The sequence below is a fragment of the Streptomyces iconiensis genome, from assembly GCF_028657195.3.
Lineage (GTDB): Bacteria > Actinomycetota > Actinomycetes > Streptomycetales > Streptomycetaceae > Streptomyces > Streptomyces iconiensis.
This window is the reverse complement of the sequence record NZ_JANCPR020000007.1, coordinates 154939-171752: the sequence shown is the minus strand read 5'-3', so window position 1 is coordinate 171752 and position 16814 is coordinate 154939. Positions and strand designations below refer to the sequence as shown.

The following is a 16814-nucleotide window of genomic DNA, read 5'->3' as shown; positions in this document are numbered from 1 at the left end:
GGGGACCGGCTCGGGCGGGCGGCGATGGCCGGGTCGCTCAGGCGGTGGCGATGGCCGGGTCGCTCACGCCCGGCTTGCCCGTCTCGACGTGCCCCGCAAGGCGGCGGAGGTACGTGTCGTCCGTGCTGCTGAGGATGCGCACGTCGTACCAGTGCCTGGTGTGGGACAGGCCGACGGTGTGGGTGAGCGTCTGCCCCGCACGCACGGTGAGCTTCTCGCTTCTGCCGCCGTAGCCGTTGGTCAGGTGCAGGGTCGCCTTGGCCTTACCGGAGTTGGTGATCGTCAGCTCGATGCTGCCGCTGCCTGCCCGGTGCCGCGCGGTGACCTCGGGGCCCGCCTGTGCCGCCTTGCCCTGGAAGGTGCGCAGGAACCCGTTCGGTCCGTGGACCGTGAGGTCGTACGCGTCCTTGGTCTGCTGCGTCGACCAGGTGGCCGAAATCGTCTTCCCGGCCTCGGTCGAGTACACCCAGGGCCCGTCGCTGCGGTTGCCCGAGGTCACATGGAAGTGGGCGCCCGCGTCCCTGCCGCCGCCGAAGGTGAGCTTCAGCTTCCCGGTCCCGGGGTCCAGTTCGCTGTCGACCAGCGGGGCGTAGGGCAGCGGCCTGGTGCGGCGGCGCCCCTTCTCCTGCTTGAGCGCCTGCGGGACATCGGGGCGCACGGGGCTGTAGGAGTCGTGCCGGTCGTTGTCGGTGGGCTCGTAGGCGTCGACGTCAGGAAGTTCGGGGCGGCCGGTGTCCTTGAGCGAGAAGTCGAAGGCCGAGGTGAGGTCACCGCACACGGCCCGGCGCCACGGCGAGATCTTCGGCTCGTGGACCCCGAAGCGCTGCTCCATGAAGCGGATGATCGAGGTGTGGTCGAACGTCTCCGAGCACACGTAGCCGCCTGTCGACCACGGCGAGACGACGAGCATCGGCACACGCGGGCCCAGACCGTAGGGCCCTGCCTGGTTGCTGGAGTCGCCCTTGTAGTAGTCGGCCGCCGTGTCCATCGTCGCGTCACCCTGCGCCTCCGAGGCGGGCACGTAGGGCGGGACCACATGGTCGAAGTAGCCGTCGTTCTCGTCGTACGTGATGAACAGGGCCGTCCTGCTCCACACCTCGGGGTTGGAGGTCAGCACGTCGAGGACCTGCGCGATGTACCAGGCGCCATAGTTCGTGGGCCAGTTGGGGTGCTCGTCGAAAGCCTCGGGCGCCGTGATGTACGAGATCTGGGGCAGGGTGCCCGCGCGGACGTCGGCGCGCAGGTCGTCGAGGAGCTCACCGCTCTTCTTGATCTCGGTGCCGCGCCGCGCCTTCTCGTACAGTGCCTCGCCCGGCTTGGCCTTGCGGAAGGTCTCGTTGTAGAGCAGCGTGTTGCAGCCGTAGTTGCCGATGTACGCGTCCTCGGTCCAGCCCCACTCGCCCGCGCCGCTCAGCCCGTTGCCGATGTCCTGGTAGAACTTCCAGGAGACCTTCGCCTCCTCCAGCCGCTCGGGGTAGCTGGTGCCCCCGTTGCCCGGCTTGTCGCCGGAGACGACCTGGCCCCCGATGCCCTTGACGTCGCCGCCCTGGTAACCCGTCCACATGTAGTAGCGGTTGGGCTCGGTGTTGCCGATGTACGAGCAGTGATAGGCGTCGCACACGGTGAACTTGTCCGCGAGGGCGTAGAAGAACGGGATGTCGTCCCGGTTCATGTAGGCCATCGTCTCTTCGGACTTCGCGGCGATCCAGCCGTCGTACTTGCCGTCGTTGAGCGCCTTGTGGCTGCCGTTCCAGCTGTGGTCGAGGCCCGCGAGGAACTTCATGCCGAGGTCCTCGTCGTCGGCGCGGTAGGGCAGCACCTCGGTCGCCGAACCCGGCTTCTTGGGCTGGTGGAACACCGACTTGCCGCTCGGGAGCGAGACGGGCCGGGGGTCGCCGTGGCCACGTACCCCCTTCATCGCGCCGAAGTACTGGTCGAACGAGCGGTTCTCCTGCATGAGCACCACGATGTGCTCGACGTCCTTGAGGGAACCGGTACGGCGTGCTGCCGGGATCGCCGCCGCCCTGTCGATACTGCCGGAGAGGGCCGCAAAGCCCGCGGTTGCTCCCGTTACCTGAAGAAAGCGGCGCCGATTGAGTTCAGCCATGTCTGAGGACCTCACATAGGTATGCGGAACAGCAGGAACGCGGGAAGTCTGCCAAGGTCACAGCCATTGCGAAAGACTCATGTCGACTGGATGGCGCTTCGCGGCTCTTGCCGCGAAACCACCGCACCCTCCGCTCTTGCCCCCTACATCCACCTGCCCGAATTCCCTTTCGCGGACGAGTGAATCGCGCCCCCGGCCCAGCTAAACCGCGTCCCCGGCCACCTCCACGCACGTCCCCTCCCGCTCCGCCTCCGAACCCGGGCCACCCCTGCCCCTGTCCGATCACCGCGGACCGCCGCGCTCGCCGTGGCCGGTGGCGCGGTTCCCCGCGCCCCCGCGGGAGATCGTTGACACGGTCACTGCCCTTTGCGCGCTGAGGCGGCGTACTTCTCGGACGGCAGAGGTCGGCCAGCCGCCCGCCGCACGGGAGCAGGGCGGCGGAGGCCAGCGTGTATGCGGTAATGACCCACTGCCGGGAGCCGTCGGAGAAGCCGAGGTCGGCCTGGTCCGAGGGCAGGGCGATGTTCACGATGGTGGTGTCCGGGACCACCCTCAACTGGGCCGGGCCCAGCACGGCCACGACGTCAGTGGCGTAGGAGCGCAGCCTGGCCAGACAGATCTGGGCGTAGGCATTCACGGACGACCCTGCCTGGGCGTGATCGAGACGGGTCTCGAAGGGGCGCCGCTCCTCGACGGTGAACCCAGGTGGGAGGCAGCCGTAGCCCGTGCGTCAGAGGGTGACCACGCCCTTTCCGTGGACGCCGCGCCCTGCCTGCGCTGCACGGCGCCCCGGAGCTGCCCGGAGAAGTGGGCTCGTCGGTTACGAGCCGGACGCAGGGCGGGCGCCGGGAGGCGGGGCGATCAGGGTGATGGCGGCGTCGAGAAGCGCCTGGACCCGGCTCGGTGTGAACCGTTCCGGCTCGATGGGGAACATCACCATCCAGCCGTCGCCGATGGCGCCGAGTTGGTCGGCGAGCAGGTCGGCGGCGATGTCGTCGCGGATCGTTCCCTGCGCCTGTCCGGCCGCGAGGAGCGAGGCCAGCTCGCCGCGGTGACGGGCGTAACGCCGCTCGATGGCGGCGGCGAAGGCCGGTTCGTACCGTGCGTGGGCGAGCAGTTGGGACATCACGGGCCAGAACTCGGGGTCGTCCGTGGCCCGCAACAGCCACCGCTCCAGGATCGCCCTGACATCGGGCCGGTCCCTGCCGGTCGCGAGCATGGCGTCGAAGCCGTCGAAGCGGCTCTCGGCCAACGCGGTGACCAGTTCCTCCTTGTTCGCGAAGTAGTACGTCACGGCCCCGGTCGTGCACCCCGCGCGGTGGGCCACCTTGCGCAGCGAGGTGTTGGCGTAGCCCTCCCGCGCGATCACCGAGGCCGCCGCCTTCAGCAGCTCGGCCCGCTTCGCCGCGCGGTCGCCCGTCGGGCGGCCACGCCGCACGACCGGTCCGGTTCCGCCGTCGTCGTTCGCCTGTCGGGTGGGGTTGTCTGACACCCCGCGATTCTGTCACAGACTTAACGTAACGGTCGTTGCGTAAAATCTCTGGCTCGTCGCGGTGCTGCCGCCTCCTGCCCCGCGGAAGGAACGCCCGGGCCCCGGGCAGGTGTCAGCGAGGGATACGTTCCGCGACGGGGGCGCCGGCCTCGTGAAGGACTGTTTCCCCGCAGTGCGGTTGGCGCGGTGCCCGGGCCCCGGTGCGGACCGCCACCGGGACACGCCCGCCATGCCGCCGCCCCAGGGGGCGGAGCCGCCCATAAGATCAGCCGCGACCTTTCCCCTCAGCGTGATCCCGTCACACGACGACCGGTCAGGGAGGCTCGTCCGTGCATCGCTGGCTTTCCGAACGGCGCCGATCGGCGGTAAGCCTGGTCATCGCGGTGTGCGCGGCGGCAGTCCTCCCCAACGACAGTGTGGCGCGGATTTCGACAGCGGATGTCGGCGTGCTCGTGCTCTTCGCCTACCTGCTTCCCTACCTCGCCCTCACGTTGACCGCCTTCCTGAGTGTCGCTCCGGAGCGGGTCCGCTCCTGGGCGCATCGCGAAGCCCGCGGCACGTTCCTACAGCGCTACGTGTTCGGAACCGCGCCCGGCCCCGGGGCGTCACTCTTCATCGCGGCTGCCGCGCTGGTGGTGGCGGTGCTGTGGCTCCCCGGCCACCTCAGCACCGCCTTCTCCGCCCTCCCGCGCACGCTGGTGGCTCTCGCTCTGGTCGTCGTCTCGTGGATCTGCGTGGTCGTAGCCTTCACCGTCACCTTCCAGGCCGACAACCTCGTGGAGAACGAGCGGGCACTCGACTTCCCCGGAGAACGGGCCCCGGCCTGGGCCGACTACACCTATTTCGCCCTGGCAGCGATGACGACGTTCGGCACCACCGACGTCAACGTGACCTCACGCGGCATGCGAAGGACCGTGGCGGCGAATACGGTCATCGCCTTCGTCTTCAACACCGTCACGGTCGCAAGCCTGGTGTCGGCACTGCGCGGTCGCTAGCCCGCCGGCGATACGGTGCGGCGCAGCACGACAGCGCGCCCGCGCCTGTCCCCGCTGCTCAGCAGCCGTGCCCGGCCGTTGGCCCGGCGCGGGCGGCCACGGGCCGGACGCCCCTCGGGGCCGGTCCTCAGGCCCTGCGGCGGTGCAAGCGGTCCGACATGCGGTCGACCGTCCAGGCGGCGTGCAGCGTCGGCGCGCTGAGGACGGGCGGAGCGAACCGGGGCCGCGCACGCCATACGGCGGCGAGGTCTTCGTGCATCCGGTCGCCTGCGAGCCGGTCGGCGAGCAGCGTCCCGAGATAGGGGGACTGGGCGAGGCCGTGGCCGTTGCAGCCGATGGCGTAGAAAACGTTCTTCGCCGCCTCTCCGGCCACCGGCAGCAGCGACGATGTCATCGCGATCCACCCGCCCCAGGCACGTCGCGGTGCGACGTCGCGGAGCGTCGGGAACCGCTCGTGGAAGCCGCGGACGAGGTCCGCCACGACCGTACCGTCCGGCTCCCGGGCGCCCAGCGCCCCCGGCGCCGTCCGCAGCCGACGGGTTCCGAACATGATCGTGCCGCGCGGTGTCGGCCGGTAGTTCTCCAGGATCGTGTGCGGCGTGATGATGCCGATGCGCCGCGTCCAGCCGGTCGCCTCCAGGCGTTCGGGGGCGACCGGTTCGGTCTCGACCAGGCTGGTCCAGATCGGTGTGACCATCCGCTTCGGCGCGATCGCCAGGTCACGGGAGTAGGCATTGGTTGCCAGAACCACACGCTCGGCACGGACGCGGCCACCGGGCACGCTGACGACGGCTCCCGAGGCATGGGGCTCGACCGCGCGCACGGCGGTCCGCTCGTACACCCGCACGCCCGATGCGAGAAGCACCTCGCGCAGACCGAGCGCGAACTTCCCCGGGTTGAGCAGCCCACCGGCCCGCTCGAAGACCCCGCCGAGGAACGCCTTCGGCAGGCCGAAGCCGCCGCCCTCGACGAACTCGACGTCAGCGCCCGCACCCCGGAGTATCTCGGCGTTCCGTCGCGTACGCCGGAGCTGTCCCGTGGAGACGGCGGCGATGACGTTGCCCGTCGGCTCGTACTCGCAGTCGACGGCGAGCCGTCCGATCAGCTCCTCGGTGAAATGGGCCGCGCTGTCCGCGTAGCGGATCAGGCGCGGCAGGCGGCGGGCGTACAGCGTGTTCAGGAGCTGCGGGTCACCCGCCAGCGCGTTCGACAAGTACCCGGCGTTGCGCGAGCTGCCGCCCCATCCGCAGAACCCGGACTCCAGCAGGACGACATCGGCACCCCGTTCGGCCAGCCGCAGCGCCGCCGCCATGCCCGCGTAACCGCCCCCGACGACGGCGATGTCGCACGTGAGCTCCCCTTCCAGCATCGGCGCGAAGTCGGTGGGCCGGTCGACCCAGCCGCTGAACGCCGAGTAGGTCACGCCGGTGGTCCCGGCCCCACTCGCTGCGACGTCGTACATGGTGATCCCGGCTTCCCGTCGTGAGTACAGAAGATGGCAGCACCGTACCGAGCCGGATGAATTTACACAACAAGCGTTACGGGAAACACGACGGCAGGCCCGGCACACGGGCCGGGCACCAGTTCGCCGCCTGCGAAGCCGTCAGGAACCTCGTGGCCATCGTGATCGCAGAAGAGCGGCAGCACACCGGGACGCGCGACGGCGAACTCGCAGGCGTACGTCTCGCGTTGACCCGGTCGCTCACGGCACCTGCCAGCAACCAGGCTGCGGGCGCGGCGAGTTGTAGCCCCTGGCCGCACGCTGTGCGTGCCCCGTTGCGGTCCTCCGCCGGACCGAAGGGGGCACGCTGCTGCCCAGGACAGCGCCAAGGTCCTGGCCGGCGACTACACCAACGTCACGCTCAAACAGTGACCGACCAGCGGGAAGCTACCGTGCAGCCACCCTGCTGACCCTGATTCCGCTGATGGGATGCTCGATCATGGACAACACTGGCCGCGGACGAGTCGCCAAACCGTCGAAGGTACGCAAGATGCTCGGATACACGCCCGAGGTGCGCGAGGTGTCCGAGGCAGAGGACGAGGTCAACCGGATGTCGTCCCGGCTGCTGGATGCCATGGGCATTCCCGGCACCCTGACTGACCTTCCTGCCGCCGCCGGCCCGTGTGACGCCGTCGACCCGGACTTCACCACCTACTACACCGTGGACCACCCCTGGGCACTGGGGAAAGCGGACGTGGGCAATTTCGACACCGCCATGGAGAACCTTCGTTCCCGACTGCCCGGCATGGGGTGGCGTATTACCAAGGACGGGCCTATGAACAGCGTGGCCCGCAATCCGGAGATCAAGGCGGTACACACCACCTCCGGGCACCATGTGGCGATTCGGGCATTGAAGCAACGCTCAGGTGACCTCAAGCCACAGATCAGTGTCACCCTCATCTCGCCCTGCTACCAAGCCCCGGAAGGCACCGACCTTTCTCGCGCCTGACAGGAGCCATCATGCCCACGGCAGACGCGGTGACGTTCCCCAATGACACTCAGGGCCGGTGGCCCCTGCGCCCGGGGGCCGTTTACTCGGCCCCCAGCGTGAGGAGCCGAGAAGCCGATCTCGGCGCGGAACGGACTGGTTGAGCGGGCACGTTCACGACTGGCTGCCTGAGTTGAGCGAACCTGTCGGCTAAAGCTCAGTCACTTCCAGCGTCCCGCCCGCAATCACCGTGTGCCCATGGCTCGATACGCCCTTCCGGCACAACCCGCGAGGAACGCCGCGAACGGGATCGCGCCCAGTGCGACACTCACGCCCACGCTGCCGCCCGTGATGAGTGTGAAGTTCGAGACGACCAGCCACAGCCCTGTCAGCAGGCCGGCCACCGCGAGGAGCGGGGCGATCCGGGTGTGCCAGGTCCTTCCGGCGGCCAGGTCGCGGTGGCGGGCGAAGAAGGCCAGCACGGCGATCGAGGTGGTCAGCATCAGCAGCACCATGCCGACCGTCGAGACGCCCGCCATCGAACCGAACACGCCCACCAGCGGCTCCACTCCGAGCGCGGCGAAGAGGAGGACCAGCACCACCGCCGTGCCGGTCTGCGCGAGTGAGGAGACGTACGGCGAGCGGTGCCGCGGATGCACGGCGCCCAGCCGGCGGAGTACGCCGGTTCCGCTGCCCTGTCCCGGGAGTCCGCTGCCTTGTCCCGAGAGGGTGAAGGCGTAGCGGGCAATGACGTTGTGGAAGGACAGCACGCAGGCGAACAGGCTGGTGAGCAGGAGCACCTGCATCACGTCCCGCAGCGCCGTGCCCACGTAGGCCCCCGCCGCGTCCATGAGCATGTTCCCGCCGTCGGCCAGCGACTTGCCGGCGACGGCGGAGACCTTGTCGGTTCCCGCGCCGAGCACCAGTGCCCAGCAGGAGAGGGTGTAGAAGGCGCCGATGACGAGCACGGCGCAGTATGTGGCTCGGGGGATGGTGCGGTCCGGGTCGCGGGCCTCGCTGCGGAAGACGGCCGTCGACTCGAAGCCGATGAATCCGGTGAGCGCGAACAGCACGGCAACGCCCAGCGGTCCGGAGAGCGCCGCGTCGGGCGTGAAGGAGTCGGCGTTCACTCCGCTGTCCCCGCCCTGCCCGAGGATCACCGCGTCCAGCACGGCCACGACCGCGATCTCCAGCACCAGCGCCACGCCCAGCACCTTGGAGCTGAGTTCGATGTGGCGGTAGCCGAGGAAGGCGACGACGCCTACGGCCGCCAGCGACCACACCCACCACGGAGTGCCCGTGGGCCCGCCGAAGTCGGCCAGTACGCTGTTGACGGCCCAGCCCAGATAGCCGTAGACGCCCGCCTGGATCGCGGTGTACGTGACGAGCGCGACCGCGGCGGTGCCCATGCCGATCCGGTCGCCGAGCCCGCGTGTGGCGTACGCGTAGAAGGCGCCCGCCTGGCGGACGTACGGCGTCATGGTGACGAAGCCGACGGCGAAGATCAGCAGGATGAGCGAGGCGAGCGCGAAGCCGACGGGTGCGCCGGCGCCAGGGCCGTTGGCGATGGCCAGCGGCACGTTGCCGCCGACGACGGTGAGCGGCGCAGCCGCGGCGATCACCATGAAGACGATGGAGCCGGTGCCGAGCCGGCCGGTCAGACGCGCGGGCGCCGCCGGGGCCCGCGCTTCGGCGGCGGGCTCGGCGCCGCCTCCAGCCAGTCCGGCGCTCCCGTCCAGCCCTGGGTCCCCGACGGGCTCGGCACTTCCGTTCGGCTCGGCACCCCCGTTGGGCTCGGCGTCCCCTGCGGGGTCCCTCAGCATGGGCGGTCCTCGGTTGCTGGAGTGTGCCCGTACAACCCCGGCCTGCGGTCGGTCAGATACGGGTTGGCCGCGCGGGCCTTGCTGACTTCTTCCGGGTCGACGGTGGCGAGGATCAGCCGGTTTCCGTGCCGTGCCTGGTCGAGCACGTCGCCGGACGGGGCGACGATCGAGCTGCGTCCGACGTAGCGCAGGGAGCCCTCGTCGCCGTCGTGGTTGACGTAGGCGAGATAGACCTGGTTCTCCCAGGCGCGCACCCGCAGCAGGTGGTCGGCGACGAACTCGTACGGCTGCATCTGGGCCGTCGGTACCGCGATCAGATCGGCGCCGGCGAGCGCGGCGGCGCGTACGGTCTCGGGGAACTCCACGTCGTAGCAGATCAGCAGGGCGATCCGGAGTCCGCCGTAGGAGATGGGCGCGGTGAGCCGGTCGCCCGCCGCGAAACGGGTGCTGTCCAGGTCGCTGAAGAGGTGGACCTTGCGATGGCGGCCGAGCACCGTGCCGTCGGCCGCCAGGAGGAACGCGCTGTTGTAGCAGGTCCCTTCGGCCTGCTCTGGCATGCCGAGCACGAGTGCGATGCCGTGCCTGCGGGCGACGTCACGCGCAGGCGTGAGCAGATCGCGGCGGGCCAGCTCGTGGACGGTGTCACCGATGTCGTAGCCGGTGACGAACATCTCGGTGGTGATGAGCAGTTCGGCCCCCTGCTCACGGGCCTGGCGGCATGCCGCGTCCAGTTCGTGGAGGTTGGCGTCCACGTCGCCGGGTGTCCCGGCGGTCTGCAGTCCGGCGATCTTCATACGCGGTCCTCGAAGCGATGTCAGCGGTCGATCTCCGCCATCGGTTCCGCCATAGAAACATGCTCACTTTGAGCACGTAAAGGCTTCGGGGCCGCCGAACGTGCCGCATACCCTGGGCTGATGGCGTCCCAGGACCGTACGTCGCAGACCCCTGCCGCGCAGGCCCGTACATCGCAGGCCCCTGCCTCGCAGGCCCGTGCCTCGCAGGCCCGTGCCTCGCGAGCCCTTCCAGCGCAGGCTTCCGTGAGCAGTACGGCGCTCACCAGTACAGCGCTCGCCGCGATCCGCCGTACCAGCGCCGTCGACACCGTACGCGCGCGTATCTCGCTCGCCGTCGACCTCGGCCTGCTCGCCCCCGGCGAGCGGCTGCCGAACGTTCCGCACACGGCAGCGGCTCTGGGCGTCGCCGAGATCACCGTGCGGCGGGCGCTCACCGCGCTGGAGCGCGAGGGCGTCGTCACGCGCCGCCCGGGGCGCGGCGGCGGCACGTTCATCGCCGAGCGGCCAAGCCACCACACGGTCCCGCAGGTCGAGGCGTACGCGAAGGACAGCGAGCGCGTGCACCGGCTGGTCGACGAACGGGCCGTACTGGAGACCGGCTTCGCTCACCTGGCCGCCGCGCGCCTCGACCAGGCCGGTCTCGCGGCGCTGGACGACTGCCTCGCGGCCATGGAAGCGGCCGGCACCTGGGCCGACTTCCGCGCGGCCGACGAAAGCTTCCACCTCGGCATCGCACACGGAGCGGGGCAGCCGTCGGCCCTGGAGCTGTACCGCCGTGTCACCAGGGAGCTGTATCTGTACTTCCTGCCGTACCCGATGAGTTACCTGTGTGAGAGCAACCGCGAGCACCGGCACATCCGCGACGCGCTCGCCGCCCGCGACCCTGCCCTCGCGGCCCGCCTCCTGCACGATCACGTCACCGCGCTGCACCGCACGATGTATGTGGGTCTGACGGAGAAAGAGGGCTGACCGCCCCGGTTGACCGCCCCCGGACTCCTACGCGCACGGGCTGGACTCCTATGCGCACGGGCGGCGCCCGCTCACGCGCACGGGCGGCCCGGGTAGTCGTCGCTCTCGGGTACGGACGCGCGGCGCGCGCATCCTGCGCAGGACCTCGCGCAGGACGGTCTCGTCACCGATGTGCACGGGGCAGTTGGTTGCCCGGTCGAAGACGAGGGGCTCCTCGTCCGTGTTCCAGATGACCCAGCGGTGCGGGTCCTCCCCGAGGTGCGGGGAGTCTCCTCCGGGGTGCGGTTCGCCGTCCGTGAGGTGCGCGGCGCCCTACCGGAGGTGCGCGTACGCCTCGGCTTCCGCCGTCCTCCCCTCCGGCCGGCTCACGGCGCCACCGTGCCGGTCTCGCGGCCGTCGACGTACGTCGCCACCACCTCGATGTCCCCGATGCGCGAGGTGTCGACGCTGCGGGGGTCGTCGCCGAGTACGACCAGGTCGGCGAGCTTGCCGGGGGTGAGGCTTCCCAGGCTGTCCTCCCGGTGGCAGGCGAAGGCGCCCGCGACCGTGTAGGCGTGCAGGGCCTCATCGACGGTGATGCCCTCCTCCGGGCCGATCACCTGGCCGCGCTCCGAGGCACGCTCGACCATGAACTGGATGGCCCGCAGCGGTGATCCGTCGGTGACGGGGCGGTCGGAGCTGCCGACGAGAGGGATGCCGTGGTCCAGGAACGCCCTGCCGCGGTAGAGCCACGGTGCCCGTTCGGCGCCCATGACCGCCGCGTAGTCGTCGCCGAAGTACCGCAGGAAATTGGGCTGTACGACAGCGCTGACGCCGAGTCGCGCGAAGCGTGGGAGCTGGTCGGGGCGTATCAGGCCGGCGTGTTCGATGCGGTGCCTGGCGCGGGGGCGGGGCAGCAGCCGCTGGGCCCGTTCCAGCGCGTCCAGGGCGATGTCGGCCGCACGGTCGCCGATCGCGTGGATCGCGAGCTGCCACCCCGCGAGGTGGCCGTCCACGATCGTGTCGGCCAGCACCTCGGGGTCGTCCTGCAACTGGCCGCTGTGGTCCAGCCCTTCGTACGGCACGCTGAGTGCGGCCGTCCTGGCCATCATGCCGCCGTCCATGAAGATCTTCAGCGCGCCCACGGAGAGGTGGTCGTCGCCGAACCCGGTGCGCAGCCCGAGGTCGAGGGCCCGGGGCAGGCCGTCGTCCTCGTGCGCTGCCACCGGGTGCAGCCGGTCGGCGGACACCATGAGCTGCACGCGGAGCGGCAACCCGCCCTGTTCGCGGGCGAGTTGGTAGGCGCCCAGTTCGACAGGGCTGTGGCCGAGCAGGGCACCGCCGATGCCTGCCTCCGCGCAGGCGGTGACGCCTTCGGCAAGACAGGTGCGCGCCGCACGCCCGATCGCCTCGGCCAGTTCCCGCTGGGAGTGCGGCAGGCGCAGTGCGCGCGCCGCGCCCATGGCGCCCTCGGCGAGAAAGCCGTTCTCCTGCGGGACGTCGGCGGGCAGCAGGTCGAGAACGGCGGTGTTGACGACGCAGCCGTGCCCGGAGTCGTGCAGCAGGAAGAGCTTGTGCCCGTGGCTGACCTTGTCCAGTTCGGCGGCGGTCAGATGGCGGCCCAGTGCACGCTGGTCGTAGCCGACGACGCTCACCCAGGCGCCGGGCGTGGCCTTCCGGGCAACGGCTTCCTCCACAGCTGCGAGCACGTCGTCGATCCGGGTACGGCCCGCGATGCTCGGGGTGTCCTCCCTGAACCCGGTCCAGGCCAGGTGCACATGCGCGTCGACGAACCCCGGCAGCACGGTGGCGCCCCGCAGGTCGATCACCTCGCGCGCCGGCAGAGAGGTCACCGCCTCGTCGAGGCCCACGATCCGGCCCCGCCAGATGCCGAGTTCATGGGCGACGGGACGGTCCTGATCCATGGTGAGGAAGCGCGCGTTGGTCAGTCTGGTGCTGAGCATCAGCGGTGCTCCTCCGCTCCTCCGCTCCTCCGCTCCTCTGCTCCTCCGCGCTGCGGTCAGAGGTCCGTGGACGCGGCGAGGGACCGTGGGCGCAGGTCGGTCCAGTGGGTCTCGACGAACTCCAGGCACGCGTCCCGGGTGTTCTCCTCGAAGACGACCGTCCACCCTCCGGGCACCTCGGCGAAGGACGGCCACAGCGAGTGCTGCCCCTCGTCGTTCACCAGGACCAGGAACCGGCCGTCGGGGTCGTCGAACGGGTTGACGCTCATGTGTCAGTGCCTCCTCGGGGGCGAAACGGGAGCCGACGGTGACCGGCGGTGACCGGCGGTGACCGACGGGAGCCGGTGACGGCCGCGTGGCCGCGTAGCCGCGTCGAGCGCGTGCGTCGAGGGCCTCGGGATCGCCAGTGTCTTCGGGGTCGTCGGGACGGAGGGTTCGGAAGGAAGAGTTCGGAGGACGGGGGGTCGGAGGGCGGGGTTCGGAGGGGTTCGGGGATGGAAGGCGGGATGCTACTTAGGTTAGGCTCACTTAATCGTGGGCGAGCTTAGCTCTCCCCCTCCCCTCCCACAAGGAGCCGTTGATGCGTCCGGTGACCGAACGGGCCCGCCCCGGCGGGGACTTGACCGCACGTGGACTTCTCCGCACCGAGGGCGACCACCTCAGCTGCCGGACATGACGGGCCCCGACTCCGGCCGTGCGGCCGACGGTGAGAACGCCTTCGCCGGGTTCGGGCTGCACGGCAGGCCCGGCACCGACGCGTTCTGGGCGGCGGCGCGCGCCCCGGTTTCGGTCCCGGCGGAGGGCGGCGGCTGGGTGACCTTGTTCCTGTGGCGCGGGTCCCCGGCTGACATCGCCTTCGAGAGCTGGTCGGAGACGGTGTCCATGGCCCGGTGGGGCGATACGGACTGCTGGTACGCCGAACTGCCGATGCCCGCGCGGCTGCGGGTGACCTACCGGTTCCTGACGGACGACGGCGCGCATGCCGACCCGTTCAACCCGGTCGGCGCCGGCGGTGACCGGTCCCTCGCCGCGACCCCGGACGCACCGGACCAGCCGCACTGGCCGGTGCTCGGGGCCGCTGACGTCCTGCCCCTCCCCCGCACCCGACTCCGCTGGACCAGCGAACGGCTCGGCGGCCGGCGCACCGTGCGCGTACACCCGGCGGGCGGCGGAGGACCGGTCGTCCTGCTGCTCGACGGGGACGACTGGCTCTATCTGCATCCGGCCATGACCGCGTTCGACTCGGCCGTCGACGCTGGCGACATGCCGCCCGTCACCCTCGTCTTCCTCCCGGTCAGGGACAGGGAGGCCGAGTTCGGGTGCGGGCCCGCGCTGTGGGAGGCGGTCAGGGACGAACTGCTGCCGCTGGTGGCGGAATCCGGCATTCCCGCCGACCGGGAACGCCTGGTGGTCGCCGGGCAGAGCCTCGGCGGGCTGAGCACGATGTACGCGGCGCTGGAGTTCCCCGACCTGGTCTCCCGTATCGCCTGCCAGTCACCGTCCTTCTGGTGGTCGCCCGAGGCCGCGGAACTGGCCGATCCCCTGGCGGGCCCGGTCGGCGGCGCCCTCGCCGCGCGCCTGCGGGAGCGCCCCGATCTGTCCGGTCTACGGGCCGCGTTCGACGTGGGAGAGCACGAGGCGCGCATGCTTCCGCACTGCGCGCTGACCGAGAGCCTGACCGCGCGGGCCGGGGCGACCGTGCGGGTCTCCCGGTCGGCTTCGGGCCACGACCGGGCGGGCTGGCGGCACGCGTTGCTGCGGGACATCGCCTGGACACTCCGGTAGGGCCTCCGCCCCGCCTCGCTTCCCGCTGTCCCGGGGGTTGAGGAACATCGGAACGAACATCGGAGCGGAAACCGGCGTCAAGCCTCGATCTGCCCTGGTGGGTGGCTGACGGAGCGTCGACGGCGGGGCGAGGCGGGCGTCTCGCCGCAGTGCCGGGTCCGCTGGGCGTCCGTCACTGGCTCGGAACGGTGACGCCGGCCGCGCGCAGGTTCGCCTCGACCAGCGTGTTCAACCGGGCGATGGACGGTGACCGGTCTTCCCGGTGGTGGTTGACCATCGCGTACCGGGAGGCGGCGTCGGACTGGTCCTCAAACCCGGTCGGCATCGCCAGCAGCGCCCGTTGGGTCAGCAGTTTGTCGGCCAGCGTGGACGCCAACTCCTCGATCCGCGGGTCGTCAGGATCCCAGGTCCTCGCGTCCCAACCGCGCTTGGTCAGCTCGACGGACTCGGGGTCGTCCAGGGAGTGTTCGAGCCGGGCCAGGAAGCTGTCGAAGATCGCCGGGACCAGTGCCAGGGCCAGCACCAGAGCCTCCCGTTGAGCGGCCACGTAGTCGGGACCGAAGCCGAGTTCGACGAGCCGCTCCAGGACCGCGCAGGCCCGGTCGGGCAGCAGGGCGCGGTCACCATGGTCGAGACGGTGCAGCCTGTCGCGGCGCGCGGTCAGGTCTTCGATCCGTTCGGTGAGTTGGTCGTGGACGTCGTCCAAGGTGGCGGCGAACGTCGTGGGATCCGCGTCGAGCAGGTCACCGACCTCGGCCAGCGGCACGCCTGCCGCGGCCAGGGTCCGGACCTGGACCAGCCGGTACAGCTCGTCCGAGCGGTACCGGCGGTAGCCGGAGCCGTCGCGTTCCGGCTCGGCGACCAGGCCGAGCCGGTGATAGTGCCGCACGGTTTTGATCGTGACACCGACGAAAGCCGCCGCCTGACCGATCGTCAGCCCGTCTGTCATCGGCTCGGCGCACCTCCGGGTCGTGCGCGTCTGCGGTCTCGCGCACCGTGTGGGTGACGGCCGGGAAGTCCGGGTGATCACCAGGGTGAGGATAGCGTGCACCGGTTCCGGCCCATCCCCTGTCGCCAAGAGGGGCCGGGACGCCTGCGATCGGTGCCGGTCACCCCTTGATCGGCGCAGGGGGTTGACCTTGACCTCGGGTCAAGGCCGCAGGCTCTGCACATGGCCGTTCGAAGGGCCAGGCAGCCACCGGGGCCGCCGTGAGAACCACACCGTGAACAGGAGATTCATCATGGGACCAGGCAACAGTGGCTTCTCCGACGCAGGGCTGGGCCGGCTGCGCGAGGTGCTGGCACAGCACATCGAGTCCAAGAAGATTCCCGGCCTTGTCGCCCTCGTCAGCCGCGGCGGCTCGACGCACATCGAAGCGATCGGGACGATGCGCCATGACGGTGGCGCGCCGATGCGCCGGGACACGATCTTCCGGATGGCGTCCATGTCCAAGCCGGTCACGATGGCGGCGGCGATGATCCTGCTCGACGAATGCCGGCTGCGGCTGGACGACACCGTGGACCAATGGCTGCCCGAACTCGCCGACCGGCAGGTGCTGAAGCGGCCCGACGGACCCCTGGACGACACCGTGCCCGCACACCGGCCGATCACCGTACGGGATCTGCTGACCTCCACGTTCGGGCTCGGGGTTGACTTCGAGTCGATGGCTTCCCCGATCAGGGCCGCGACCTTCGAGCGTCTCGACCACAGCGTGGCCTCCGCGCCGGCGCCGGACCCGGACGAGTGGATGCGCCGCCTCGGCGAGCTGCCGCTGCAGTACCAGCCCGGAGTGCGGTGGCAGTACGACCTCAGCAACGAGGTGGTCGGTGTGCTTGTCTCCAGGGTCACGGGACAGTCGTTGGAGACGTTCCTGCGGACACGCGTCCTCGATCCGCTGGGGATGAAGGACACCGCCTTCCACGTGCCCGCCGACAAGATCGACCGACTGCCGCCCCTGTACGGGCCCGACCCGCAGACCGGCGAGTTCACAGTGTGGGACGAGGCGGCAGGGGGAAGGTCCAGCGTGCCTCCCGCGTTCCAGGGCGCAGGCGGCGGGCTGGTCTCCACCGCCGACGACTACCACGCCTACTTCCAGATGCTGCTGAGCCACGGGATGCACGGGAGTGAGCGGATCTTGTCCAGGGCCGCCGTCGAGCTGATGACCACCAACCGTCTCTCGCCCGAGCAACTGGCCGCCCGGGACGCCATGTTCAGCAACGTCGCCCACCTGTCGTCCGGCCAGGGGGCGAACGGCGGCTGGGGCTTCGGGATGTCGGTGCGCACCTCTCGCAGCGACTACGCGCCCATCGGCCAGTTCGGCTGGTTCGGCGGTACCGGCACCACCACCTACGCGGACAGGACCAACCAGCTCACCGGAGTCCTGCTCACCCAGGTCGGACTGTCCACCCCGGATTCTCCGCGTGCCATGAACGACTTCTGGACCACGCTCTACCAGGCCATCGACTGACAACGGGCT

The 16814-nt window shown here is 70.4% G+C and carries 13 protein-coding genes and 1 pseudogene; 5 read left to right on the top strand and 9 right to left on the bottom strand.

The window, feature by feature from the left end; all coding sequences use genetic code 11:
* Positions 1–37: 37 nt before the first annotated feature.
* The 3 genes and pseudogenes from NMN56_RS09190 to NMN56_RS09180 form a co-directional block, all read right to left on the bottom strand.
* Positions 38–2107 carry a phosphocholine-specific phospholipase C gene (locus tag NMN56_RS09190; RefSeq protein WP_274042432.1) on the bottom strand — a complete coding sequence of 690 codons (2070 nt, stop codon included), beginning with the start codon at positions 2105–2107 and terminating at the stop codon, positions 38–40.
* 400 nt (positions 2108–2507) lie between these two features.
* Positions 2508–2684: pseudogene (locus tag NMN56_RS09185) on the bottom strand (MFS transporter); the annotation flags it as partial.
* Positions 2685–2927: 243 nt separating this feature from the next.
* Positions 2928–3599, bottom strand: a complete 672-nt coding sequence (locus tag NMN56_RS09180) for a TetR/AcrR family transcriptional regulator (RefSeq protein ID WP_274042431.1) — start codon at positions 3597–3599, stop codon at positions 2928–2930.
* Positions 3600–3928: 329 nt separating this feature from the next.
* Between NMN56_RS09180 and NMN56_RS09175 the strand changes: the two genes are divergently transcribed.
* Positions 3929–4594, top strand: coding sequence for a DUF1345 domain-containing protein (locus NMN56_RS09175; protein ID WP_274042430.1), 666 nt, complete (start codon positions 3929–3931; stop codon positions 4592–4594).
* Positions 4595–4721: 127 nt separating this feature from the next.
* On the opposite strand, the gene NMN56_RS09170 is transcribed toward NMN56_RS09175, so the two are convergent.
* Positions 4722–6056 carry an NAD(P)/FAD-dependent oxidoreductase gene (locus NMN56_RS09170; RefSeq protein ID WP_274042429.1) on the bottom strand — a complete coding sequence of 445 codons (1335 nt, stop codon included), beginning with the start codon at positions 6054–6056 and terminating at the stop codon, positions 4722–4724.
* A 478-nt stretch (positions 6057–6534) separates the two neighbouring features.
* Between NMN56_RS09170 and NMN56_RS09165 the strand changes: the two genes are divergently transcribed.
* Positions 6535–7044, top strand: a complete 510-nt coding sequence (locus tag NMN56_RS09165; RefSeq protein ID WP_274042428.1) for a hypothetical protein — start codon at positions 6535–6537, stop codon at positions 7042–7044.
* Positions 7045–7268: 224 nt separating this feature from the next.
* Here NMN56_RS09165 and NMN56_RS09160 read toward each other — a convergent pair whose 3' ends face one another.
* The gene (locus tag NMN56_RS09160) at positions 7269–8846 is read right to left on the bottom strand and encodes an APC family permease (RefSeq protein ID WP_274042427.1); all 1578 of its coding nucleotides are present in this window, start codon (positions 8844–8846) and stop codon (positions 7269–7271) included.
* The gene (locus tag NMN56_RS09155; protein ID WP_274042426.1) at positions 8840–9640 is read right to left on the bottom strand and encodes a carbon-nitrogen hydrolase family protein; all 801 of its coding nucleotides are present in this window, start codon (positions 9638–9640) and stop codon (positions 8840–8842) included. Before NMN56_RS09155 ends, NMN56_RS09160 begins: the two co-directional genes overlap by 7 nt.
* A gap of 120 nt (positions 9641–9760) precedes the next feature.
* Between NMN56_RS09155 and NMN56_RS09150 the strand changes: the two genes are divergently transcribed.
* Positions 9761–10609, top strand: a complete 849-nt coding sequence (locus NMN56_RS09150; RefSeq protein WP_274042425.1) for a FadR/GntR family transcriptional regulator — start codon at positions 9761–9763, stop codon at positions 10607–10609.
* A gap of 365 nt (positions 10610–10974) precedes the next feature.
* Here NMN56_RS09150 and NMN56_RS09145 read toward each other — a convergent pair whose 3' ends face one another.
* Positions 10975–12552: an amidohydrolase gene (locus NMN56_RS09145; RefSeq protein WP_274042424.1), complete on the bottom strand. Its 1578-nt coding sequence runs from the start codon at positions 12550–12552 to the stop codon at positions 10975–10977.
* Between the two features lie 56 nt (positions 12553–12608).
* Complete coding sequence (locus NMN56_RS09140) at positions 12609–12821, bottom strand: MbtH family protein (protein ID WP_274042423.1); 213 nt, start codon at positions 12819–12821, stop codon at positions 12609–12611.
* 403 nt (positions 12822–13224) lie between these two features.
* Here NMN56_RS09140 and NMN56_RS09135 point away from each other — a divergent pair, with 403 nt between their 5' ends.
* Positions 13225–14337 carry an alpha/beta hydrolase-fold protein gene (locus tag NMN56_RS09135; protein ID WP_274042421.1) on the top strand — a complete coding sequence of 371 codons (1113 nt, stop codon included), beginning with the start codon at positions 13225–13227 and terminating at the stop codon, positions 14335–14337.
* 172 nt (positions 14338–14509) lie between these two features.
* Here the strand turns inward: NMN56_RS09135 and NMN56_RS09130 are convergent, their stop codons facing one another.
* Complete coding sequence (locus NMN56_RS09130; RefSeq protein WP_274042420.1) at positions 14510–15286, bottom strand: MerR family transcriptional regulator; 777 nt, start codon at positions 15284–15286, stop codon at positions 14510–14512.
* A 292-nt stretch (positions 15287–15578) separates the two neighbouring features.
* Between NMN56_RS09130 and NMN56_RS09125 the strand changes: the two genes are divergently transcribed.
* Positions 15579–16805, top strand: coding sequence for a serine hydrolase domain-containing protein (locus NMN56_RS09125; RefSeq protein WP_274042419.1), 1227 nt, complete (start codon positions 15579–15581; stop codon positions 16803–16805).
* Positions 16806–16814: the final 9 nt, after the last annotated feature.

What these genes read in the sequence shown, in the direction of transcription:
- NMN56_RS09190 (WP_274042432.1), bottom strand. Translation starts at nt 2,107, where the DNA reads ATGGCTGAACTCAATCGGCGCCGCTTTCTTCAGGTAACGGGAGCAACC.
- NMN56_RS09170 (WP_274042429.1), bottom strand. Translation starts at nt 6,056, where the DNA reads ATGTACGACGTCGCAGCGAGTGGGGCCGGGACCACCGGCGTGACCTAC.
- NMN56_RS09165 (WP_274042428.1), top strand. Translation starts at nt 6,535, where the DNA reads ATGGACAACACTGGCCGCGGACGAGTCGCCAAACCGTCGAAGGTACGC.
- NMN56_RS09160 (WP_274042427.1), bottom strand. Translation starts at nt 8,846, where the DNA reads ATGCTGAGGGACCCCGCAGGGGACGCCGAGCCCAACGGGGGTGCCGAG.
- NMN56_RS09155 (WP_274042426.1), bottom strand. Translation starts at nt 9,640, where the DNA reads ATGAAGATCGCCGGACTGCAGACCGCCGGGACACCCGGCGACGTGGAC.
- NMN56_RS09150 (WP_274042425.1), top strand. Translation starts at nt 9,761, where the DNA reads ATGGCGTCCCAGGACCGTACGTCGCAGACCCCTGCCGCGCAGGCCCGT.
- NMN56_RS09145 (WP_274042424.1), bottom strand. Translation starts at nt 12,552, where the DNA reads ATGCTCAGCACCAGACTGACCAACGCGCGCTTCCTCACCATGGATCAG.
- NMN56_RS09140 (WP_274042423.1), bottom strand. Translation starts at nt 12,821, where the DNA reads ATGAGCGTCAACCCGTTCGACGACCCCGACGGCCGGTTCCTGGTCCTG.
- NMN56_RS09135 (WP_274042421.1), top strand. Translation starts at nt 13,225, where the DNA reads ATGACGGGCCCCGACTCCGGCCGTGCGGCCGACGGTGAGAACGCCTTC.
- NMN56_RS09130 (WP_274042420.1), bottom strand. Translation starts at nt 15,286, where the DNA reads ATGACAGACGGGCTGACGATCGGTCAGGCGGCGGCTTTCGTCGGTGTC.
- NMN56_RS09125 (WP_274042419.1), top strand. Translation starts at nt 15,579, where the DNA reads ATGGGACCAGGCAACAGTGGCTTCTCCGACGCAGGGCTGGGCCGGCTG.